Origin of the sequence: Antarctobacter heliothermus, assembly GCF_002237555.1 — a bacterium.
In the GTDB taxonomy this organism is placed as follows: Bacteria; Pseudomonadota; Alphaproteobacteria; order Rhodobacterales; family Rhodobacteraceae; genus Antarctobacter; species Antarctobacter heliothermus_B.
Genome location: NZ_CP022540.1, coordinates 4,650,993 through 4,672,355 on the forward strand (window position 1 = coordinate 4,650,993; position 21,363 = coordinate 4,672,355).

The following is a 21,363-nucleotide window of genomic DNA, read 5'->3' on the forward strand; positions in this document are numbered from 1 at the left end:
GACGGGGGAATGGTACGGGTGATGCAAACTGAAGGAGAGAAGTCAGCGCGTCTGTCGCTGGTTTCTCTCTTGCTGCTGTCGGTCGCGGCACTGGAACTGCTGGCGCGAATCACAGGAGTGCGGGCAGTGCAGGATGCTGCCTGGATTGCCATGCTGCTGGCCGTGCTTCTGTCTATCCGTCGTCTTACGTTGCGCGAATACTACCTTGTCGCTGCCAGCGTTGTGGTCTCGGTTCTTGTCGTCGCGTTGCTCCCGAATCCCACAACGGTCCTGATTGGTGCGCTGGATCAGGCCGTGTTCCTGATGAGCTTTATCCTGCTGCTGGGTCTGCTGCAGGCAACTGCCGCGACCTCCCCCTCTGTGGCGGATCTGGGTGCGTTCCTGACCCGCCAGCCGCCCGGACGTCGCTATGCCGCGCTGTCGGGCGGGACGGCATTTCTTGCCATTCTGTTCAATATCGGTGTTGTCAGCTTTCTGGTGCCTCTGATCCAGCGGGGCATTCAGCGCGCCGCGCCGGGCGACCCTTTGAACCCCATCCGTGAACAGCGTCAGATTTCGGCCCTGTTGCGCGGGTTCGCGTGGAGCGTGACGTGGTCCCCCACCGCCATTGCGCCTTTGATCGTCATGGACCTCATCCCCGGTGTCGATCGCGTGGTCTGGATGGGGTATGCCTTTCCGCTGTTTGCGGTCCTGATGGTCGCTGGCTGGCTGGAAGACCATGTGCGGTTTCGCGCTTTCAAGCCTCGGGGCGTGTTGCCCGTCATGGTTTGGCCCCGCACCGCAGCTCTGCGCTTTGCCGCGACAACGATCTGGTTCCTGTTGCTCGTTCTCTGCTTTGTCTGGCTGTTTGACGAAAGCATCGTCTTTGGCGTGCTTGCTGCCTGCCCGCTCATGGTGATTGGCTGGCTTGTGGCGCAACAGGGAGTTGCTCACTTGCCTGCTCGGTTACGCCAAATGGTGGGGACCGATCTTACCGGATCCATCAATGTTGCCGTCACGCTGGCCACATCGGGATATATCGGGCGCGCCGCCGCAGGTCTGACCCCCGCCAACGCCGTGGCCGAGGCATTGGGACTGGCCGCCATGCCTGACTGGATGATGCTGGCGCTGATCCCGTCTTTCACCGCCTTGATCAGCCTGTTTGCCTTGTCGCCAACAATGATGGCGGTGTTTCTGGGCTCTTTCTTTGCTGCGCTGCCGGTGTTGCCTGCCGACGCGACCCTGATCGCGTTTTCGATCTCCTGCGGCTGGGCCCTGTCTATGACGTTTTCGCCCTTTGCGACGCTGATCCTGATCGTCTCGCGGGCGTCTGGCATTCCCATTTCCACGCTCACATGGCGCTGGAACCTCCTTTTCACAACCTTTGCTGCAACCCTGCTTTTCCCGGTCTTTTTTTTGCTGACCGGTGGGCACTAAACCGAGGAAACTCTCATGATTGCTCCTACTGACCTGCGCACCATCATCCGCTCCGGCCTGTTATCCTTTCCAGTGACGCCTTTCGATGGGGACGATAAATTCAACGCAAACGCCTTTGCTGCACATCTGGAGTGGCTCAGCCCGCACAAGATCGCGGGGTTGATCGTCGCGGGCGGCACAGGTGAGCTGTTTTCCCTGACCCCGTCGGAAGTGGTCGAGGTGGTCAAGACCGCCCGTGCAGCACAGCCGGATCAGCCGGTGATCGCCGGGTGTGGCTATGGCACACGGATGGCCTGCGACATGGCACAGGGGATCGAGGCCGCAGGCGGCGACGGCATCCTATTGTTGCCGCACTACCTGATCGGCGCGCCGCAGGATGGGATCGAGGCCCATATTCGCGCTGTCTGCAAATCCACCAACATGGGCGTGATCGTCTATAACCGGGGCCAATCGGTGGTCTCTGCCGAGACATTGGCGCGACTGGCCGAGGATTGCCCCAACCTGATCGGTTTCAAAGACGGGACCGGCGATATCGACACGGTCAAGCGGATCACCGTGGGACTGGGTGACCGGCTGGCCTATGTTGGCGGCATGCCCACGCATGAATTGTTCGCACAGGCCTATCGCGGCGCGGGTGTGGACACCTATTCCTCTGCCGTCTTCAACTTTGTCCCTGAAACAGCACTGGCCTTTCACGCCGCCTTTGTTGCCGGGGACGATGCCACCTGCGATGAAATGTTGCGCGACTTTTACTATCCTTTCGCAAAGATCCGCGACCGCAAGACCGGCTATGCCGTCTCAGCGATCAAGGCCGGCGTCGCGTTGCGCGGGTTTGACACGGGTCCGGTCCGCAGCCCGCTGACCGACCTTACGGGAGAGGAACGCGACCTGATGCGCGATCTCATCCAAGGTCGCAAGTGAGCAGGTCAGCCGTGACCTCTGTGATCCTTACGACGTCACCAACATTTGCCACCATCGGCGGACTTTCCGAACGGATCGCCGCCGATGGCTACACACTGGTCCGGTTTCCGCAGGTTGATGCAGGATACATGGAGGCCTTGGCCAGCGCCTCGTTTCTTGTCGCAGGGTTACCGCCAGTCGATGCGGCGACGATAGCTGCTGCGCCGCATCTCAAGGGCATTCTGAAACATGGCTTTGGTCTGGATTCGATTGACATCGATGCCGCCTCGAGGGCGGGTCTTGCGGTGACCTCTACCCCCGGAGCCAACGCGCAGGCGGTGGCGGAACTGGCCCTTGGGGCGATCTTTGCGCTGTCCAGAAATACGGTTGCCGGGCATGAATCCGTAGCGCAGGGAGGATGGCATCGCAGGCGCGGGCGCGAAGTTGCCGGGTGCACCTTGGGTATTTTGGGATTTGGTCAGATCGGCCAACGCCTGGCCCGCATAGCGCGGGGGGTCGGAATGCAGGTCATGGCGCATGACGCCTATCCCGTTCCTGACGCCGCCAGAGAGATCGGCGTCGAACTGGTGGCCTTTGACACGCTATTGGCACGCGCAGACCATCTGTCTCTGCATATTTCCGGAGGGCCATCCTCGACCGGGCTGATCGGATCACAGGCGTTGGCCCGCATTAAGCCGGGGGCCTGCCTGCTGAACTTTGCACGCGGCAGTATCGTGGATCTTGACGCGCTGGCCCATGCACTGGGGTCCGGCCATCTGGGCGGCGCCGCGCTGGATGCCTTTGTCGAGGAACCGCCCGACATCAGCCATGCCATCTTTGCCCTACCAAACACCCTCTTCTCGCCCCATTCCGGGGCCGACACCGCCGAATCCATCCAACGGATGGGCGCAATGGTCTACGAAGACATCCAGACATTGGCCCACGGGCATTGGCCAGACCGAACGGTTAATACGGCGGCTGCGGGCAGGTCGTCTGGTCCGGCTGGTTGACGCGACATCCCCGCGTGAACCGGAGCGACCGCAATCGGGACATGTACGCCAGTGACACACAGCCCTTCACATCACACCTTGCTCTTATCCGTCTCTCCTTGGATCCAAAATTACCAAGCAAAGCGTCTACAAATCTAGGGGCACCACAACCCCACACTTGGGAAGGTGCCCATCCCAAAATGCGCGTTCCCTTGCCTCTCTCGGGCGCGGCCCGCCGCACTTGCGCAGCATCCTGCAATGGCCGTCCGGCTACGGCGCGATGATCGGACTGGCCTGAATGTCGGACTCTTTGGTGGCCACCCCAACAAACCGTGTCCCGTGCTTGAACCAGCTTTCAGGTGCAGGAGCCCCCCACAAGGTCTGTCTCTGCGGGTCTTTCAAATCCCACTTGATCGGTTCCAGATCGGGGTCGACCGTCTGGTAGTCCGAACAATAGATCTCGATCCGGTGGCCATCGGGATCAAGGATGTACAGGAAAAAGGCGTTCGAAATGCCGTGCCGCCCCGGACCGCGTTCGATGTTTTTGACATGCCCGGTGGTTGCCATCAGATCCAGTAAGTCAATGATGTTCAGCGGTGTCGGCACCCAAAAGGCGACGTGGTGCATGCGTGGTCCGGTGCCGTTGGTAAAGGCCATGTCATGCACCCCGCCCTTACGGTGCATCCATGCGGCCCACAGTCTTTTGCTGTCTTCGTCCTCTGTGTATTCCGTCACGCGAAACCCGAAGTCGCTGTAAAAGGCAACCGACGCGTCCACGTCAGGACTGAAGCAGTTGAAATGGTCAATCCGCAGAGGTTTGACCCCGCGATACAGCGCATATTTCTGATGGATCGGTGCCAGCCGGTCCATCTTGTGATAGAACTCCAGCGGAATTCCCATGTTGTCCGAGGTCAGCAGAGTGCGTCCCTGATAGGCGCGCTGCACCCATTCTGTCGGGCAACCTTTTTCCCGGAAGTAAACCTCGGCCCGGTCAAGATCGTCTTCGTCGAAGGTTTTGAACCCCATGACCTCAACCGTGCCGGGTTGATCAGACTGTTGCAGGATCACGCTATGGTGGCCGCGTTCTTCCATCGCGCGCAGGTAGACATGTGCATCGTCCTCATCCGTGACCTGAAGACCGAGGATCTCGGTATAGAACGCCTTCGACGCGGCAAGGTCAGACACGTTCAGGCAGACATGGCTCAACCGGATGGTGTTGAAGTCGGGGTAGAGGTTGGGGGCAGGAACGGGCATGACGGCTCCTCTCAGCGCAGGGTCAGGGCCGCGCGGGCCTTGGTATATTTCCGGACAAGATGGTCACGCGTGGCGGCATCCAGCATGGCAAGCCGGTCCGGGTTGGCATTGTCGGCGATGTCGGACAGCTTGACCGCAAGGGCGATCGGATTGGCGCGGACGCGGGCATAATAGCTCTCGGCCGCCTCCCCCTCGCGGCGTGTGATTGCATCAACTGCGGCGGCGATCTCATCGCCGAATTGCGCAGCCACGCGAGACAACGGCACGTCGCAATCTTCGACCACGTCGTGAAGCAGGGCGACAACGACCTCGCTCTGTCCCTCGACGCCTGCGGCGACGCGTGCGACATGGCCGATATAGGCCATGCCCGCCTGATCCGTCTGTCCGCGATGCGCAGCAAAGGCCATTTCGAACGCCGCGCCGATCATTGCCCTGCGCCCAGTCTGGTGATCTTGTGCTGGCCAAGCGCAAAGCCAATGTGCTTTTGCTCCATATAGAATTCGAAAGACCAGTCACCGCCGTCGCGGCCGATGCCGCTGGCCTTGACCCCGCCAAACGGCGTGGGCAGGTGGCGCACGTTTTCCGAATTCACCCAGATCATCCCCGCCTCCAGCCCGTCGGTAAAGCGCAGCGCGCGGGTCAGATCGTTGGTCCAGACATAGCCAGTTAGGCCATAAGGCACGTCATTGGCGATCCGCAACGCCTCCTCTTCGGTACTGAACGGGATTGAGGTCAGCACCGGGCCAAAGATCTCTTCCTGCGCGATGCGCATCTGGTTGGTCGCGTTGGTGAACAGCGTGGGGCGGACAAAGTAGCCCTCCTCCCCTACTGTCACGCCGCCCGCAGCAACGGTCGCGCCGTCCTCTTTGGCGATGTCAAAGTAGCTGGTCACCTTGTTGTAATGCTCTTCAGTGACCAGTGGGCCGATTTCCGTGGCCGGGTCCAGTGGATGACCGACGTTGATGGCGTTCACCCGCTCAACCAACCTTGTCTCAAACTCCGTGCGGATGGTGTCCTGCACCAACAGGCGCGAAGACGAGGTGCATCGCTCGCCGTTGATCGAATAGATCATGAAGATCACCGCATCTAACGCACGCTCCAGATCGGCGTCGTCAAACACGATCACCGGGTTCTTCCCCCCCAGTTCAAGGTGATTACGCTTGAGTGTAACGGCACCCTGTTTGGTGATTAGACTGCCGGTGCGCGATTCCCCGACAAAGGCGATGGCCTTGATCCTGGGGTGTTCACACAACGCCTTGCCCGCGCCCTCGCCAAACCCGTTCACAGTGTTCAGAACGCCGGGCGGAAGACCCGCCTCTTCAGCGATCTCAACCAGCAAGCGTGCCGTCAGGGGCGACGCCTCGGCCGGTTTGTGAACGACCGTACATCCGGCGGCCAGCGCCGGAGCGATCTTCCATGTGGACAGCATGAACGGTGTATTCCACGGGGTGATCACCCCGACGGGACCAATCGGCACGCGGGTTGTGACGTTCATAAGGGTTGGGGATTTCAGATGCTGGCCGTCGCGCGCCTGCACCACCTGATCCGCGAAATACCGAAAATTCTCCGCCCCGCGCAGGGCCGCCTTGGACATGAACTTGTACGCCTGCCCCGTGTCCCAGCATTCGCAAAGTGCGATTTCCTCGGCGCGCGCCTCGATCCCTTCGGCAATGCGGATCAGGATTTTCTTGCGCTCCAGCGCGGGCATATCGCGCCAAGCGGCAAAGGCATCATGGGCGGCATTGGCGGCCGCGTCGATGTCGTCCGCCGTGCCATGCGCCACGTCGCAAATCACGCTTTTGTCCACCGGCGAGATGGTCTGAAACACCCCTGCCCCACCAGCCACATCCGCCCCACCGATCCGGTTAAGGATGCCCGTCATGCGGAACCGTTCCAGATAGCCGTTCAGTTTGCTGATATTGTTTTCCAGCACGGTCATGCGGACGCCTCCAGATGATCGCGGACCGTTCCGAACTTCAGGGAAAACTCGGCATCAATCTCCCGCATCTCCACCGAAAGCGCGATGGAGCGGGTTGCCATCGCTGGATCGACAAACCCCTTGAGCGCCCCAAATATGCGATCAAGTGCGTCTTTCTTGACGTCGGCGGGGCGACCGTCACGCAATCGGACGGTGAGATCGATGAACCCGTGTTTGGGGTTGCCATCGGCCATCGCCACATGATCCACCCGGGTTGCGCGGACCCGAATGCCTGCCACGGGAAAGGTTTCGATCTCTGCCGCCGCCGCGCGGATCGTTTCGCACAGGGCCCCTATATCCACGACGCCCTCAAGGTTGGCCGAATAGTCGATGTGGAAGTGTGGCATGGCAACCTCTTAACATGTTAATTATTGTCAGGTTAAATATTCCCCTGTTGCGTTGTCAAGAACAAGTTCACAGTGCATGTGACGTTTGAGACAACTTCCGAGGCCCCCATGACGTCCGAACTGCCGTCGACTTCCCGATCCCTGCCCATCGCGCTGATCCGCGCGCGTGAGGGCGTCATGTCTCCCATCCGCGACATGCTGTCCGAAACCGGGATCACCGAACAGCAGTGGCGCGTGCTGCGGGTGCTTTCTGAATACGGCGTATTGGACGCCAAGACGCTTGCGGACCGGTCCAGTCTGCTGTTCCCCAGCCTGACCCGGATCGCTGCAACCCTGCGTGAAAAGGGGCTGGTGACCCAGACCCGCGACGATCAGGACCGGCGACGGCAATTCATCAAGATCACGCCCGAGGGGCAAAAGATCATCGACGATCGCGCAGACCAAGCAGCGTTGATCGTGGAAGGGTTCAAGGCCACTCTTGGGATCGAAAACTACGAAACGCTGCTGGACTTGTTGGCGTTACTTGACCCCGGCTCTCGGGGCTAGCCCTGATGGGTTACAATGAGAACTGACGCTGCATTGTCACCAAGAACTGACCCGCCCGTTCGTTATGTTTCCCAATTCATGATTGGGTCAATGCGATTGTCTCCTTCCGTTTCTTTTTGACTGCCTAGGTCATGTTGACAAATGACGCACCCAAAGCAGGATTGACGTTATGTCGATGAAGCCCAGGAAACTCTCGGCAATCTTGTCGTAACGGGTTGCGACGCGGCGGGCGTTCTTCATCGTATTGAAGCACCGCTCAACCATGTTGCGAAGCTGGTAGAGCGAGTGATCCACTCCGACCCGCATTCTGCGTGACCTGCCCCCCGCGAAATCCCTCACCGTAATGTAGAGTCTGCGCCAACTCTGAAGGAGCAGACGAATGCGTAAGAGCCGTTTCACCGAGGCGCAGATAATCGGGATGATCAAGGAGCAGGAGGCCGGAATGCCGACGGCCGAGGTGTGCCGCCGTCACGGCCTGAGCAACGCGACGTTCTACAAGCTCAAAGCCAAGTCTGGCGGAATGGACGTGTCCGAGGCCGCGAGGCTGAAGGCGCTGGAGGATGAGAACGCCAAGCTCAAGCGACTACTGGCCGACACCATGCTCGACAATGTCGTGCTGAAGGATCTGCTGGGAAAGAAATAACGACATTGATCAAGCGGCGAGACGCGGCGCTCCGGGTGATGCGAGATCATGACATCTCGCAGCGCCGGGCCTGTCGGCTGGTCCACTGCCCGGCAGTGGTTTTGCTTGAAAACCATGAGAGGGGGTGTCGATCCCAAGACTGTCCGGCGAGAACGCCCGCCGGATTGTGCTGACATCCGCAAGGAGATGCAGGAGGTCGCCGGCAAGCGGCGTCGGTTCGGGTATCGCCGGATCGGCGTCTTGTTGGAGCGCAAAGGCATGATCATGAACCACAAGAAGCTCTACAGGATCTACCGCGAGGAAGGCCTGTCGGTGAGACGGCGGCGCGGCCGGAAACGGGCGCGCGGCACGAGGACACCGATGCCGGTTGCCGCGCATCCCAATGCGCGCTGGTCCCTGGACTTCGTGTCCGACAGCTTCGGCGCCTCGCGGAAGTTCCGGATCTTGGCGGTGATCGATGAGTACCCGGGAATGCTTGTGCCTCGTGGCGGACATCAGCCTGTCCGGCGCACGGGTCGCCCGAGAGCTCGGCGCCCTGATCCGGATCTACGGCAAGCCCGGTTGCATTGTCAGTGATAACGTCCTATGCGCGGAATAATTGGCTGATTTGGCATCAGGTCATTGTCATGCTGAAGCGTTCCAGCACGTTCGAATGTGTGTCAGTTCGGCATTTTGGTCAACAACATGTCTCTCCCATAACAAACACAGAGTACGCTTATTGCGGCTCTCACCGTCCTTAAGACGAGATCTTCGGGTCGTTGAGCAGAAGGCCTGAACATTATCTACGAGGTCGAATGCTCGCCTCTACGGCCCTTACAGAGAAAGGTCCTTCTGCTGTCAATCATCCCTCAAAGAAGGGACGATAGGGTTCGCCGCGGTTTATTATCCCATGCACGGTGCGGGCCATTTTTGCGGCGATTGCGGTATACGCCTTGCGACGTAAATGCGTGTTTTGACGATCCTTGGCGATGTAACGCTCGAACTTGTCGCGGAAGCTGTTGGTCTTTTGCATGATGGCGACCTGACCGGCCATCCAGAGCGTGCGGCGTAATCTGGCATTCCCATATTTTGAGAGCTTGGTTTGGCCACGGAATGTGCCCGACTGGATCGTTGCGAGGTCCATCCCACAGAACTTCAAAAATTGGCGGTGATGCCGAAAGCGGCGCAGATCGCCTGCTTCTGCAAGGATGGTCAGCGCGTTGATCGGCCCGATCCCTGGGATGGATGTTAGCAGTTGATAGTCGTCGTTGGTCTTGAGAAGCTCAACGGCGCGATCCTCAATCTCGTTGCGTTTGGCAATCAGGCCGCGCCCTTCACCCAAGACCAAACGGAACATCCTTGCAGCGTCGGAGTCCGGCGCAATTGGCAGGCCTACAGAGAACTTGGCGGTCTGATAAATATCTGCAAGCAAACGTTCTTTTGACACTTTGCGGCCGACCACGTCCCAAGCATCTGCAATGAAAGCCTCTTGGTCCATGGCAGAGATGAAATGCGGTGAAGGATAACGTTCGAGAAAGGCAAAGAACCAATCGCTGCGTGAGCTGCGATGAAAGCGGTCAGCCTCGGGCCAATACAGCGGCAGGTAGTGGGTCAGCACCCGATGCCAAAGTTCCGTCTTTGAGCGCGAGACTATGTCGTGCGTCTTGGACAACTCCTGAAGATCATTCGTACCGCTCAGCATTGGGTCGTGGTAAAACTGCTCGTTCCCGATCAGCATCATATGCAGGATGACTTGCGCGTCTTTCGGATCGTTCTTGTCCCAACTGTTGTTCAAAGCCTCACGGGTGCGCGCCAATGCGACCGAAGACACCAGCTTCACATCGAAACCGGCCACCCCAAGCCGGTAAGCGAGAGCGCGATGGTAATTGCCTGTAGCCTCAAAAGCCGCGCGGACAGGACGATCATACTCTGAGAGTGTAGAGATCAATCGATTGAATTCGTCGAGCTGGTTGAGAACGGTCAAACGGCGGCGGCGCTTTCGGCCCGGAACAGCGATCAAGACTTCATGGCGGGCCTTTGCGATATCAATCGCAACCAAAACAGGCTCGGTTTGTGCAATAGTGGCATCGGTCATAGTCGGTCTCCCTTGCGGCGTGGTTTGTGCAAAACCACTGTAGGGACCTGAGACCCGGCTATGATCACCTGCTGCGCTATTTGGGGGCTGCGCAGGCAATCATAGCCTCAACATCAACAACATTCCGAAGGTGTTATGGCCCGGAGTTCACCAGCCGGGCAAGCCTGAAATGGGCCGACGAAAACACCGTGCCGTGGCACTACATCGATCCCGGCAAACCGCAGCAGAATGCCTTCATCGAAAGTTTCAATGGCAGCCTCAGGGACGAGCTGCTCAACGAGGAAATCTTCGACAGCCTGGATGACGCGCGGCGAAAGCTGGGCCTGTGGCGCTACGACTACAACACAGTCAGACCGCACTCATCCCTGGGCAACCAGACACCGCAGAAAGCGCGCCGGACGCTCGAGCAATTTGAGGGCTCCGCGCCCGGCGAGCTTGCGTCAGACGGGGAACGAGAATACCCAAATCCAACCTGCAGACTCTCATTATGAATGAGGGACCAGCAGGGGGCACGTCACGCAGCCGGATCGGACCTGGCCACAAGCCTCACGCAAAGGCCCTCCTGACCACCAGAGGCTTCTTGTCGGCAGCGAAGATGGGAGGGGCAGAAGGTGGAGCATTTCCGGGGGCATTTCTCCGCCCAAAGGGCCAGAAAGAGCATCACCACGGTATGTTAGGAAAAACTGGCTGGGGTGGTAGGATTCGAACCTACGGTACACTGTACCAAAAACAGTTGCCTTACCACTTGGCTACACCCCAACCGTGGCGCGGGACATACGATGCCGGGTCACTGGGATCAAGACCATTTTTCAGGAAAATCACTTGCTCGCTTGTTGTACCGAATTGTCCCCGCCGGGGGCACCGGCAAAAAACCGGTATTGCGCCCGTCCCGCCCGCTTGGAGGCGTAAAGCGCCATGTCCGCCTGTTCCACCAATTCTGCGGGGTCACCAACCGGTCCCTCTGTTACGGCGATCCCTATGCTGGCCGAAATCTCACAGGTTTGGCCGCCGTAGATCACTGGCTCTTCTATGCGTCGGATCAGTCGCTCAGCGATTTCCGACAGCCGGTTCGGCAGGACCAGCTTGCCGAATACAATCATGAATTCATCCCCGCCCACACGCACCGCGATATCGTCCTGACGCACCACGTCCGTCATCACCCTGGCCACATGACGCAGGACTTGATCGCCTGCGGCGTGGCCAAGGGTGTCATTCACCTGTTTGAAGTGATCAAGGTCGATATGCATGAGCGAGAAGGGATCTCCACTGCGCTTCAACCGCTCCAACAAGGCGTCCAGCGCGCGCCGATTGCTCAGGCCAGTCAATGTGTCGGTAAAGGCGCGCTCTTCGGCCTCGACCATCGCGCCTTGCAACCGGGTGTTCAGGCTGCGCGAGGCGTCCATTGCCGCTGATTTCGCCTCGACGAGGTACAGCATTTCGATGGCCAGATCGGTCGGCGCAAAGTCCGAACTGGTCAGCGCATAGTCCCGTACCGCGCTCAGCACATGGATGCCAAACGACAGGTTGATGACTGCGCCGCCCTGCCCGTCTGACACCAGTACGCCGTATAGCGGGGTTCGAACGCCGCTGCGCAGCCGCAACCGGATCTTGCGGCCTTCGGTCTGCAATAGTTGTTCCATGCTGGTCACGGCACGCGGCCGAAACACCTCGAAGATCTCAAGGAACCGCGCCCCTTCCATGGGCTCGCGGCTGATCTTGTGCAGGGTCGGTCCAGCTTGGCGGATGTGCCCTGTCGGTTCCAGCAACAGGTGCAGCGGACAGAGCAGATGCAGGATTTCTTCAGGCAGTCTGCTCATCCCTCGCTGCCCCCGGTGTTCGCCGCCAGCTCGAACTCCCGCCCCTCGGCGTAGGCGGTTTCGATCACCGTAATCATCAAGATCTGCTCGCCTCGCCGGCCACCTTCGGTGTCCAGCAGCGCCAGAGCGCCATAGTCGTCGGCCATGGCGCGCAGCACCCCGATCATGACATAGCCAAAGCCCGGCAGGCCGTCGCCAACCCGCAAGCTGAACTGTAAGTTTCCGCTGTCCGTCAGTTCCAGTTCCGGCAGGACCAGATCGGCCACCGCAAGGCGCGTCCGATCAGGCAGATCGTCCAGAGAGTGCAGGAATTCGATGAAATCGACCCCGCCGAACCGCAGCAGACGGCGCAGCCCCTCACTGTTCGGATGTGACACCAGATAGGTGCCGACATCTTCCCAGATCGCCTCTGCCGGTTTGCCAAGCCCCAGCTCGGCCGCCCCGATCAGCGCGCTATAAGTTTCCGGTGGATAATTCAGCATCGGCTCAAATGCGGGGACTTCAAGGCCCGCTCCGACGACAATTTCGGCCCATGTCATGGGGCCATATGTATCCTCAATAAAAACCTGAAAGGTTCGCAGGATCAACCCGTGCATCTTTCCACACCTCAATGCCTTTGCAAGAGCATGGACAGCAGCGATTAAGAATCGGCAAACAGGTACAATTGCGCATGTTTTGGCCCGCCAACAGCCAGCGCGTACAGACGCTAGAAATCCGTCGGTGCGCCCCCCTCACGTTTGCGCCGGGCCACGAAGGATTCCAGTTCTTCCCGGATACCCGCGTCCATTTGCGGCGCTTCGAATTCCTCGATGATCCGCTTGAACATCACATGCGCCCGTTCCGGCGTCCAAAGCGCGCCAGCCGCCTCCCAGCCTTCAAAGTTCTTCCAGTCCGACAGGAACGGCTGATAGAACGCCGTCTCATAGCGATCCTGCGTGTGCTGCACGCCAAAGAAATGCCCGTTCGGCCCTACCTCACGGATAGTATCGACCGCCAGCGCATCGTCAGAGACATCGCAGATCTCCGGCTCCATGTACCGTTGCAACTGCTGCAACACCTCGCAATCCATGATGAACTTTTCCGGGCTGGCGATCAGCCCGCCTTCCAGCCAACCGGCTGCGTGATAGACCATGTTGGTGCCCGATTGGATCGCCGCCCAAAGCGAGTGTTCGGTTTCCCACATCGCCTGCCCGTCCGGCACGTTGGCCGCACAGACACCAGAGGACCGCATGGGCAGATCGTAGAACCGCGCCATCTGGCCGGTCATCTGGGTCGCGCGCATGTACTCGGGCGTGCCAAAGGCGGGCGCACCGGACTTCATGTCGACGTTTGAGGTGAACGTGCCGATCACGCAGGGCACGCCAGGGTTGATCACCTGCGCCAGCACCACCGCCGCCACCCCCTCGGCCAGCGACTGCGCCACGGCACCGGCCATCGTCACGGGCGCCATCGCCCCCGCAAGGGTAAACGGCGTCACCACCAGCCCCTGCCCCCGCCTAGCCATGCGCATCCAGCCGTCCATCATCGGATAGTCGTGCTTCAGCGGAGAGGTCGAGTTGATGTTGGTGTACATCCGCGGTGTCGCGTCGAATTCCTCGTGGGTCAGCCCGCCGGCGATACGCACCATCTCCATCACGTCCTCGACGCGTTCCTTGCCAAGGCTGTAGGCATGCATGACCTTGTCGGACAGCGTCAGCTTATCGAACAATACATCCAGATGCCGCACGCTGGCATGCACATCACATGGCTCAACCGGGTAGCCGCCCGCGAAATGGATGCAGTTGAAATACTGTGTCAACTTCAGCAGGTTGGCGCATTGCTCGCGGGTGCCGGACACCTTCTTGCCAATCTCAAGGTCATAGTAGTTCGGCGGAGAGGACACGTTGCCGAACAGGATGGTGTTGCCACCGATCGTCAGGGTCCGGTCCGGGTTGCGCGGCGTCAGGGTGAAAGTCGACGGTGCCTTGGCCACCATCTCGCGGACAAAATCACGCCCCATGCGGACGTTTTCGCCGTTCACAGTACAGCCCGCGCGCTTCAGGATCTCGACCGCCTCGGGATGCAGGAACTCGATCCCGATTTCCTCAAGGATGCGCATGCAGGCGTTGTCCAATCGCACAACGCCCTCTTCGGTCAGCGGCTCTGTCGGGCGATCAATGTTGACCGGCAGCCGCCAAGGCATCTGCTCGATAACGGGCCCGCCCCGACGCTTATTGCCAGCCCGGCCTCCGGTGCGGCGGCGTTTGTGGGCTTCGTGAAGGGGATCAGCGACATCCGTCATAACGACTCTCCATGGCAGGTGAGCCGCATCTCACCGCGCCAAGGCGGCGTCTGCCTTCGCATTACCGACCGATTAGGTCGCTTTCAGGTTACCACCTCGGCTAGCCAGCCCGGCAAATGGCCAATATCCGGCAAGATCACGTCCGCCATCGGGGCCAGTGCGTCCGCGCCCGCCATTCCGGTCAACACGCCGGCGGTCCACATGCCCGCCGCGCGCCCGGCCACCAGATCGTGCAGGCTGTCCCCTACCATGACCACCCGCTCGGGCGCATGGCCCGTCGCCGTGGCAAAGGCCAGCAATGGCAGAGGCGAGGGTTTTGCTCCATGTCCGCTATCCGCTCCGGCGACAAAATCAAACATGCCCTCGATACCGGCAGCCCGCAGATGTGCCCGCGCTACGGATTCGCTGTCATTTGTCATCACGCCCAGTGTCAGACCCCGCGCTGCCAGTCCGGCAAGATAGGGCACCAATGCCACGGCCTCGCTCAAAGGGGCAACCTCGGCCTCGGCCATGATCAGCGCCTCCAGTTCATCCACGGTGCGTCGCGGCAGGATCGGCGCAATCAAAAGTGCCACTTCGCGGTTGGTTCCGGCGATGACAGGACTGTCAGGCAGGAAACGCCCAGACTCGAGATCGAATTTCAACGCCCGTGCCAGCCCGTGCCGACGCAGATCGTCGCCTTCGGACAATTGGTCGATCAGTCGGGCCGCAAAGGTGTTCCATGTGGCGGCAAAGTCGAACAAGGTGCCGTCCTTGTCGAACAGGACCGCCTCTATGCCCCGTCCCATCATGTCCAATGCACCATCTCGCCGCCGGGCAGCAGCATGCGGGCCGCCATCGGATCTTCGGGTTTCAGGTCCAGTTCCGTGCAGAATGCCATCACCCAGGCGTCATCCATAAGCAGAAAATCCAGCACCGAACCCTGAAACGCAGGATCCTGCAACCCATCGCGGAAGTCCGCCTCTGACGCGCCCGTCGCGCCCAGAAAGACCGGCAGCAATTCGTCGTTGCCCGCCACCCAGGCGACGGCCTGAAGGCCTACGGTTTCGGCGGCTTCCCGCGACAGATTCATTTTGATTTCTTTCCGAAAGGGTTTCTTAACCAATATTCATCAAAGCTGAGCAGACAGGAAAGTGCAAGTCGGCGGACAACCGTCAATCCACCTGCCAGAGGGGAGGCCGCGAATGACCGGAAGAATACTGATCGTTGATTCGGTCCCCACCAACCGGATCATCTTGCGCGTCAAACTTTCCGCGGCATATTACGAGGTTATTCAGGCAGATAGCGGTGCGGCGGCGTTGGCCATGCTGCGCCGGACAGCCCCGGATCTTGTCATCACGGCAACTGACCTCCCCGACATGACTGGCCGCGCCCTGTGTGCCGCGATCCATGACCGCAAGGCCGGTCTGCGAATCCCTGTCGTGATCCTGCATCGTGAGGATGATCCCGGCGAACGTCTGGCGTCACTGGCGGCCGGGGCGGACGATGTACTCACCTGTCCGGTCAACGATCTTGTGATGCTAGCGCGGTTGCGCTCACTGCTGCGGGCGCGCGACGCAGAGGCGGAACTTCAGCTGCGCGACGATACGCGCCGCGCGCTTGGTCTGGCCGAACAAGGGGCCGAATTCGTGGCACCCGGGTTGGTCAGACTGGTCTCCCCACCGCGCCTGACCGAAACCCGCGCCCTGCAGGACGGGCTGGAGGCGCGTATTTCCGACCGGGTCGAGGTTGTCGACCCCGACGATGCACTGCGTGAACGGACACGCGCGCCCGATGTCGTCATCGTGGCCGAACCGCCGGGCAGCACTGGTCAGGCGTTGAGCCTGCTGCCGCAACTGCGGGCCAGCCGCGGCACCCGCCACTCTGCGCTGATCTACATTGCCCAACCACACCAGCAACGCGAGGCGGCCAGCGCGCTGGACATGGGGGCCAATGATCTGCTTTGCTCCGGGCTCGATCTCGACGAACTGGCCATCCGCCTGCGCAAACAGATCGACCGCAAGCGGACCAATGACCGGCTGCGCTCCAACATGCAGGACGGATTGCGCGCGGCGGTCTGCGATCCACTCACCGGTCTATACAACCGGCGCTACGCGGTGCCGCATGTCTCCCGGCTGGCTGACCGCGCTGCGCGGCAGAAACGCCCCTATGCGCTCCTGCTGGCCGATCTCGATTTCTTCAAGCAGGTGAACGACGATCACGGCCATGCAGCCGGCGATGCCGTGCTGGTCACTCTGGCGCAACGTCTCAAGGACAACCTGCGCGCCGCCGATCTGATTTCACGTTGGGGCGGTGAGGAATTCCTTGTCGCCATGCCCGATGCCGACAGCGACGCCGCCAAACGCACAGCCGACCGGTTGTGCCGAATCATGGCACGCCAGCCCGTCACCTTACCCGACGGCAATCGTATCACCGTCACCCTGTCTATCGGTGTGGCCATCGGCAAGCCTGCTCAGGAAAACGGACCACTAGACCTGATCGCTCGTGCGGATGAGGCACTGTATGCCGCAAAACACAAGGGGCGCAACACCGTGGTCATGGCCGATACAGTCCGCCTCATCGGTGCTCCGAAACCCACGCACAGCGCGATTTCGGACATCACCGACACCACGACCCCGCGCCGCGCCGGGCTGACCTGATCGCCAGACCTGCGCGGCGCGGTGGGATCGCTCAGTCGTCTGTAGCCCGTCCGTCCCGGTGGCCGCCCTTACCACCGTCCCGAGAAGAGTCGCGACCGCCGCGTTGGCGCATCTTTTCAAGCTCTTGCTCCAACCGGTCGGCATAGGCGCGCCGCTCATCCACCGACATCTCGGACAAGAACGTCATCAAAACCTCCTGCCCACGCAGACGCACATCCGCTGCACGGTCACCCTGCGCGTCCAGCAATGCTTTTAGCGCCGCCGGTTCGAAAGGCTCACCACGCAGCAGCATCAATGCCTGTTGGTAATCCGCCAGATAGGCCGCCCGCATCGTCTTGCCATCACGCTTGACCGATCGCCACAACGCCCGCCGCAGCTCTCGCTTCTGATCTTCATCAAAGGCACGGGTATAGGGCAGCGCCGGATCACTGCGGTCGGTACGCGGCACCGCTGGGCCCTTCAGGACCATCCCGCCGATTGCCCCGACAACAGCCAGATTCAACGCGAGGGACGCAAACAGCAACACCCGCAGCCAGCGCCCCGGCTTGCCCTTCTTTTCCACCTCAGCAGCCATTCATCACCCTTCCATCAGCGCAAGATCAAAGCTGCTCAGCGGATCGACCCCAATAGTCCCCAACGCGGCTGCATCGCCGCCCCAGAAAATCGTCAGCCCGTCCGGCGGGCTGACCCCGATCCAGATTCCTGCGGCGCAGGCCGTGGCCAAACCGGCCATCCCGGCCCATCCGCCCAGCGCGTCGCGCAATTGGCGCAACACCCCGATTGGGCTTGGGGCCGCCCGGCTCGGAACACCGCTACGCACCGCAGGCTGTTCGGCCAGCGCCTGCGCCTCGATCCGGGCAAGGAAATCGCCTCCGGGCTGCGGAGGCTCTGCCCGCGCATCCGCAAAAAACGACTCTAGCCCGGCGGCATCGGTCCCGACCTGAAACAGGTCGCCTTTGGTGTCCTTGCGCTCAGTCATCGCCTTCGTATCCCAACTCATCGCGCCGCCCGATCAGCGCCGCTTCCAATGCCCGCTTGCCCCGCGCCACCAAACTTTCGACCGCGCGTGGCCCGATGTCCATGATCTCGGCAATTTCAGGGTTCGCCAGCCCCTCGATATGCCGCAGGATCACCGCCTGACGCTGGCGGTCGGGCAATTGGTCCAGCGCCCGTTGCAGCGCCTCGGCACGGGCCTGCTGTTGCATCCCCATCGCCGCCGACGGCGCCTCGTCCTCAGGTTCCGGAACCGAATCCAGATCCGGCCCGCTGCGCCGACGCCGAATGCGATCGATGCACAGGTTGGCCGTCACCCGGTACAACCAGGTCGTGACCTTGGCCTCGCCCATGCGCCAGCCCGGTGCCGCGCGCCATAGCCGCAACAGCGCCTCTTGCGCCACGTCCTCGGCCTCGGCCCGGTCGCCGCCCAGCATCCGCATGGCATGGCCAAAGACACGCGGAGTCAACCGCTGCGTCAACGTCCGCGCCGCTGTGGCGTCGCCGGCCGCATAGGCCGCCAGCAGATCCTCATCCGCAACTGCGCTCATGGCTTCAAAGGGCATGTCCCATCCATCGTTACGCGCTACCCCGGCTTGGCCCCGCATGCAACGCTCCGGGCGGCGGAAACCGCCGCCCGGATGTCAGTGTCAACCTTCGTCCGACATGTCAGGCGCGCCGAAGAACGGGAACCCGAAGCCGTGACCACCGCGATGTCCGCGCTCACCATGCTCACCGCGCTTGCCGCCGGACCGATGTTTGCCACCGTCCCGCATCTTGCCGTGCGCCTGCTGCATTTCTTCCAGCGTCAGCGCACCGTCATTGTCTGCGTCAAGCCGGTCAAACATCGCTTCGGGCCCACGTTTGGGGCCAGCAGCGGCGATTTCCTCGGCGCTCAGCAGACCGTCGTCGTTCTGGTCAAGACGCTCGACCATCTTTTGTGTCCGGGCAAGACGGCGTGCGTCCCGCGCACCGGCCAGTTCATCTTGCGACAGTTTGCCGTCGCCATCGGTATCGACCGCTTCGAAACGCGCCGTCTTAAAGGCGTCCATCTCGTCCTTGGTGATCTTGCCATCCTTGTTGGCGTCGACCTGTTCAAACATCTTTTCCATGCCAGCGCCGCGCGGACCACGATCGTCCTTGCCTTGTGCCGTGGCGATACCTGCGGTGCCCATCACGACGACCAGTGCGCCGGTGACCCAAAGTGCAGATCTGTTCATGTCTTTTCCTTCCAGAGGTTGTCTCGGTTTTCCGAGCCGCCATTCCTCGGGCGTCTCTGCAAACTATCACGGGCCATCCCGGCACTTCCGTCGGAAAAAATTTCTCGTTTCCTTCACGCCCCCGTGATCTGTGACATCCGGACGCAAGGACGTTTTGCACCCTACCGACGGACCGCATCGACGGTCATCTTGTGGTGCTAAACGCGAGGTCGAGTATGGACAACATTCAAGAAAACAAGGGCACGGACATCTTTTGGCCGACCCTTTGGCGTGGCTGGCGGCGTCGGTGCCCCAGTTGTGGCACCGGGCATATGCTGACGGGCTATCTAACCGTGCGCGACAGTTGCCCGGTCTGCCGTGAGGAATTGCATCATCACCGCGCCGACGACGGCCCCGCCTATATGACAATCCTGATCGTCGGGCATCTCATGGCGCCGCTGTTGTTGGTGGTCTTTACCACCTTCCGGCCCGATCCACTGGTGCTGTTCACGATCTTTGCCGTTGGCTGCGTCGCGCTCTCGCTCTATCTTCTGCCTCGATTGAAAGGGGCGATTGTGGCGTTTCAGTGGGTCCGGGGGATGCACGGCTTCCCGCCCCGGATCTGAGGGGCCGACATGACCGGAACGACGAAAAACCAAACCGCCGCGAACCCCATCGACAAGACCGCATTGCGCGATGCCGCCACCGTTGTTGTTCTGCGTGACAGGGCAACGCGCCCGCGCGTCCTGATGGGGCAGCGCGGGGCCAAGGCGGCGTTCATGCCGAACAAGTTCGTCTTTCCCGGCGGCGCGGTTGATGCTCAGGACGCGGCAATTCCGCTGGCCCGTCCGCTGTCCGCGCTGTGCGCCGCCCGCCTGACCGAGGATGCGACCCCCCGGATCGCTCCGGCACTGGCCGTCGCGGCGGTGCGTGAACTGTGGGAAGAAACCGGCCAGATCCTTGGCGTTCCGGCCCCTTGGCCTGATGCCATCCCAGACGATTGGTTAAAATTCGCGGACACCGGGCACCGTCCTTCTGCCGAGCCGCTGCAATTCATCTTTCGCGCGATCACTCCTCCGGGTCGTCCGCGCCGGTTTGACGCCCGCTTTTTCCTGCTCGACGCGGATGAACTGGCCTCGGATCCCGATGATTTCGATGGGGCCGCGGATGAGCTGTCGCATCTGCAATGGATCGCCGTGGATGAGATCCGGCACTATGATCTGCCTTTCATCACAGAGGTGGTGCTGGCAGAGGTCGCCGCCCGTGCGACGGACCAGACGCCGCCAACCACTGTCCCCTTTTTCCGCAACGACGACGAGGCCAGCCTGTTTTTACGCCTGCGCGGCGTCGAAATGCGCGAGGACTAGGCACGCGCGCCTCTGGCCCTTGGGCGCGCGGCACCGTATGACACCCCCATGTTGAACACGATTTCCCATGGCACTTCTGGCCCGACTCCGCTGATCATCGTCCACGGCCTGTATGGCTCTGGTCGCAACTGGGGCGTGATCGCCAAACGCTTGTCCGAAGACCGCCATGTCCTGACCCCTGACATGCGCAACCACGGCGACAGCCCGCACACCGATAGCCACAGCTATCCCGATCTGGCCGCCGATCTGGCAGAGTTGATCGACGCCCACGGCGGGCGGGCGCATGTGGTGGGCCATTCGATGGGCGGCAAGGCGGCGATGACCCTCGCGCTGCAGCATCCCGGAAAACTGGCCTCGCTGCTGGTCGCCGACATTGCCCCCGTCGCCTACACCCACAGCCAGATCCAGTTCATCGAGGCAATGCGCGCCGTCGATCTGTCACAGGTCGAAAAACGCTCGGACGCGGTGGCGCAACTGGCCGAACATGTGCCCGACAAGGCGCTGCAAAGCTTCTTTACCCAGTCACTCGACCTTCAGAACAAGCGCTGGAAGTTAAACCTGGACACGCTGGCCGCCGAGATGCCCAAGATCATCGGTTTCCCCGAAGTGAGCGGCAGCTACGATGGCCCCACGCTGTTCCTCTCTGGTGGGCAGTCCGACTATGTCCTGCCCGAACACCGGGACCGCATCCGCACGCTGTTCCCCAAGGCGCGCTATGCCAAGATACCCAAGGCCGGGCACTGGCTGCACGCGGACGATCCGCGCGGATTCGAGGCGTCAGTGCGGGCCTTCCTTGATCATGTGGACCCTGTGTAGGGGGCCATTTACCCCGCCGCCCCGTTTCCCGCAGACATGCGCTTGGCCTGTGCATGGGCTGTGCATCCACCACACCGCCCAGCCGATTCAGGATTTCCGAAACT

General features: G+C 61.1%; 21 protein-coding genes, 1 tRNA gene and 4 pseudogenes. 10 read left to right on the forward strand and 16 right to left on the reverse strand.

The genetic code is table 11. The features are described from left to right. The first annotated feature begins 21 nt into the window (after positions 1–21). The 3 genes from ANTHELSMS3_RS22110 to ANTHELSMS3_RS22120 are packed head-to-tail and all read left to right on the forward strand — an operon-like array spanning position 22 to position 3,326. Positions 22–1,416, forward strand: coding sequence for a hypothetical protein (locus ANTHELSMS3_RS22110; protein ID WP_094036764.1), 1,395 nt, complete (start codon positions 22–24; stop codon positions 1,414–1,416). An 18-nt stretch (positions 1,417–1,434) separates the two neighbouring features. Next, positions 1,435–2,337, forward strand: coding sequence for a 5-dehydro-4-deoxyglucarate dehydratase (locus tag ANTHELSMS3_RS22115; protein WP_198319961.1), 903 nt, complete (start codon positions 1,435–1,437; stop codon positions 2,335–2,337). Between the two features lie 11 nt (positions 2,338–2,348). Further along, complete coding sequence (locus ANTHELSMS3_RS22120; RefSeq protein WP_094036766.1) at positions 2,349–3,326, forward strand: phosphoglycerate dehydrogenase; 978 nt, start codon at positions 2,349–2,351, stop codon at positions 3,324–3,326. Positions 3,327–3,575: 249 nt separating this feature from the next. Here the strand turns inward: ANTHELSMS3_RS22120 and hpaD are convergent, their stop codons facing one another. Genes hpaD through ANTHELSMS3_RS22140 form a run of 4 tightly spaced genes read right to left on the reverse strand, consistent with a single transcriptional unit; the run spans position 3,576 to position 6,884 of the window. Then, complete coding sequence (hpaD, locus tag ANTHELSMS3_RS22125) at positions 3,576–4,559, reverse strand: 3,4-dihydroxyphenylacetate 2,3-dioxygenase (RefSeq protein ID WP_094036767.1); 984 nt, start codon at positions 4,557–4,559, stop codon at positions 3,576–3,578. 11 nt (positions 4,560–4,570) lie between these two features. Beyond that, positions 4,571–4,987, reverse strand: a complete 417-nt coding sequence (locus ANTHELSMS3_RS22130; protein WP_094036768.1) for an HD domain-containing protein — start codon at positions 4,985–4,987, stop codon at positions 4,571–4,573. Further along, the gene (hpaE, locus tag ANTHELSMS3_RS22135; RefSeq protein WP_094036769.1) at positions 4,984–6,498 is read right to left on the reverse strand and encodes a 5-carboxymethyl-2-hydroxymuconate semialdehyde dehydrogenase; all 1,515 of its coding nucleotides are present in this window, start codon (positions 6,496–6,498) and stop codon (positions 4,984–4,986) included. The genes ANTHELSMS3_RS22130 and hpaE overlap by 4 nt, the downstream gene beginning before the upstream one ends. Beyond that, positions 6,495–6,884 carry a 5-carboxymethyl-2-hydroxymuconate Delta-isomerase gene (locus ANTHELSMS3_RS22140; protein ID WP_094036770.1) on the reverse strand — a complete coding sequence of 130 codons (390 nt, stop codon included), beginning with the start codon at positions 6,882–6,884 and terminating at the stop codon, positions 6,495–6,497. Before ANTHELSMS3_RS22140 ends, hpaE begins: the two co-directional genes overlap by 4 nt. A 108-nt stretch (positions 6,885–6,992) precedes the next feature. Here ANTHELSMS3_RS22140 and hpaR point away from each other — a divergent pair, with 108 nt between their 5' ends. After that, complete coding sequence (gene hpaR / locus ANTHELSMS3_RS22145; RefSeq protein WP_094036771.1) at positions 6,993–7,430, forward strand: homoprotocatechuate degradation operon regulator HpaR; 438 nt, start codon at positions 6,993–6,995, stop codon at positions 7,428–7,430. A 129-nt stretch (positions 7,431–7,559) separates the two neighbouring features. On the opposite strand, the pseudogene ANTHELSMS3_RS22150 reads toward hpaR, so the two are convergent. Continuing rightward, positions 7,560–7,748: pseudogene (locus ANTHELSMS3_RS22150) on the reverse strand (IS5/IS1182 family transposase); the annotation flags it as partial. A 61-nt stretch (positions 7,749–7,809) separates the two neighbouring features. Between ANTHELSMS3_RS22150 and ANTHELSMS3_RS22155 the strand changes: the two are divergent. Then, a pseudogene (locus ANTHELSMS3_RS22155) lies at positions 7,810–8,653 on the forward strand (transposase); the annotation flags it as partial. Between the two features lie 202 nt (positions 8,654–8,855). On the opposite strand, the pseudogene ANTHELSMS3_RS22160 reads toward ANTHELSMS3_RS22155, so the two are convergent. Continuing rightward, positions 8,856–10,147 (reverse strand): annotated as a pseudogene (locus ANTHELSMS3_RS22160) (IS110 family transposase). A 137-nt stretch (positions 10,148–10,284) separates the two neighbouring features. Here ANTHELSMS3_RS22160 and ANTHELSMS3_RS22165 point away from each other — a divergent pair. After that, positions 10,285–10,638 (forward strand): annotated as a pseudogene (locus ANTHELSMS3_RS22165) (integrase core domain-containing protein); the annotation flags it as partial. A gap of 193 nt (positions 10,639–10,831) precedes the next feature. On the opposite strand, the gene ANTHELSMS3_RS22170 reads toward ANTHELSMS3_RS22165, so the two are convergent. From ANTHELSMS3_RS22170 to ANTHELSMS3_RS22195, 6 genes are all read right to left on the reverse strand, one after another. Beyond that, positions 10,832–10,906 (reverse strand) — tRNA-Gln (locus tag ANTHELSMS3_RS22170). 59 nt (positions 10,907–10,965) lie between these two features. Then, positions 10,966–11,964, reverse strand: coding sequence for a GGDEF domain-containing protein (locus ANTHELSMS3_RS22175; RefSeq protein WP_094036772.1), 999 nt, complete (start codon positions 11,962–11,964; stop codon positions 10,966–10,968). Continuing rightward, positions 11,961–12,560 (reverse strand): heme NO-binding domain-containing protein, encoded by a 600-nt coding sequence (locus ANTHELSMS3_RS22180; protein ID WP_094036773.1) that lies wholly within the window; start codon positions 12,558–12,560, stop codon positions 11,961–11,963. Before ANTHELSMS3_RS22180 ends, ANTHELSMS3_RS22175 begins: the two co-directional genes overlap by 4 nt. Before the next feature lie 110 nt (positions 12,561–12,670). Further along, on the reverse strand, positions 12,671–14,245 hold the full coding sequence (locus ANTHELSMS3_RS22185; RefSeq protein WP_094036774.1) for a trimethylamine methyltransferase family protein: 1,575 nt from the start codon (positions 14,243–14,245) through the stop codon (positions 12,671–12,673). 83 nt (positions 14,246–14,328) lie between these two features. Then, positions 14,329–15,036 (reverse strand): HAD family hydrolase, encoded by a 708-nt coding sequence (locus tag ANTHELSMS3_RS22190; RefSeq protein WP_439098661.1) that lies wholly within the window; start codon positions 15,034–15,036, stop codon positions 14,329–14,331. Continuing rightward, positions 15,033–15,317, reverse strand: a complete 285-nt coding sequence (locus tag ANTHELSMS3_RS22195) for a DUF3572 domain-containing protein (protein WP_094036775.1) — start codon at positions 15,315–15,317, stop codon at positions 15,033–15,035. Before ANTHELSMS3_RS22195 ends, ANTHELSMS3_RS22190 begins: the two co-directional genes overlap by 4 nt. A 112-nt stretch (positions 15,318–15,429) precedes the next feature. Here ANTHELSMS3_RS22195 and ANTHELSMS3_RS22200 point away from each other — a divergent pair, with 112 nt between their 5' ends. Beyond that, positions 15,430–16,884: a diguanylate cyclase gene (locus ANTHELSMS3_RS22200; protein ID WP_094036776.1), complete on the forward strand. Its 1,455-nt coding sequence runs from the start codon at positions 15,430–15,432 to the stop codon at positions 16,882–16,884. A gap of 31 nt (positions 16,885–16,915) precedes the next feature. Here ANTHELSMS3_RS22200 and ANTHELSMS3_RS22205 read toward each other — a convergent pair whose 3' ends face one another. The 4 genes from ANTHELSMS3_RS22205 to ANTHELSMS3_RS22220 all read right to left on the reverse strand — a co-directional run bounded on the left by ANTHELSMS3_RS22205 (position 16,916) and on the right by ANTHELSMS3_RS22220 (position 19,097). After that, positions 16,916–17,458 (reverse strand): periplasmic heavy metal sensor, encoded by a 543-nt coding sequence (locus tag ANTHELSMS3_RS22205; RefSeq protein ID WP_094036777.1) that lies wholly within the window; start codon positions 17,456–17,458, stop codon positions 16,916–16,918. A 3-nt stretch (positions 17,459–17,461) separates the two neighbouring features. Next, on the reverse strand, positions 17,462–17,863 hold the full coding sequence (locus ANTHELSMS3_RS22210) for a hypothetical protein (RefSeq protein ID WP_094036778.1): 402 nt from the start codon (positions 17,861–17,863) through the stop codon (positions 17,462–17,464). After that, on the reverse strand, positions 17,856–18,443 hold the full coding sequence (locus tag ANTHELSMS3_RS22215) for an RNA polymerase sigma factor (RefSeq protein ID WP_094036779.1): 588 nt from the start codon (positions 18,441–18,443) through the stop codon (positions 17,856–17,858). The genes ANTHELSMS3_RS22210 and ANTHELSMS3_RS22215 overlap by 8 nt, the downstream gene beginning before the upstream one ends. Before the next feature lie 84 nt (positions 18,444–18,527). Then, complete coding sequence (locus ANTHELSMS3_RS22220; RefSeq protein WP_094036780.1) at positions 18,528–19,097, reverse strand: EF-hand domain-containing protein; 570 nt, start codon at positions 19,095–19,097, stop codon at positions 18,528–18,530. 215 nt (positions 19,098–19,312) lie between these two features. Here ANTHELSMS3_RS22220 and ANTHELSMS3_RS22225 point away from each other — a divergent pair, with 215 nt between their 5' ends. From ANTHELSMS3_RS22225 to ANTHELSMS3_RS22235, 3 genes are read left to right on the forward strand one after another with little or no spacing between them, the layout of a single operon-like run. Continuing rightward, the gene (locus tag ANTHELSMS3_RS22225) at positions 19,313–19,702 is read left to right on the forward strand and encodes a DUF983 domain-containing protein (protein WP_094036781.1); all 390 of its coding nucleotides are present in this window, start codon (positions 19,313–19,315) and stop codon (positions 19,700–19,702) included. Between the two features lie 9 nt (positions 19,703–19,711). Continuing rightward, complete coding sequence (locus ANTHELSMS3_RS22230; protein ID WP_094036782.1) at positions 19,712–20,443, forward strand: NUDIX hydrolase; 732 nt, start codon at positions 19,712–19,714, stop codon at positions 20,441–20,443. 48 nt (positions 20,444–20,491) lie between these two features. Next, entirely contained in the window at positions 20,492–21,259 is a 768-nt protein-coding gene (locus ANTHELSMS3_RS22235) for an alpha/beta fold hydrolase (protein ID WP_094036783.1), read from the forward strand. The last annotated feature ends 104 nt before the right edge of the window (positions 21,260–21,363 follow it).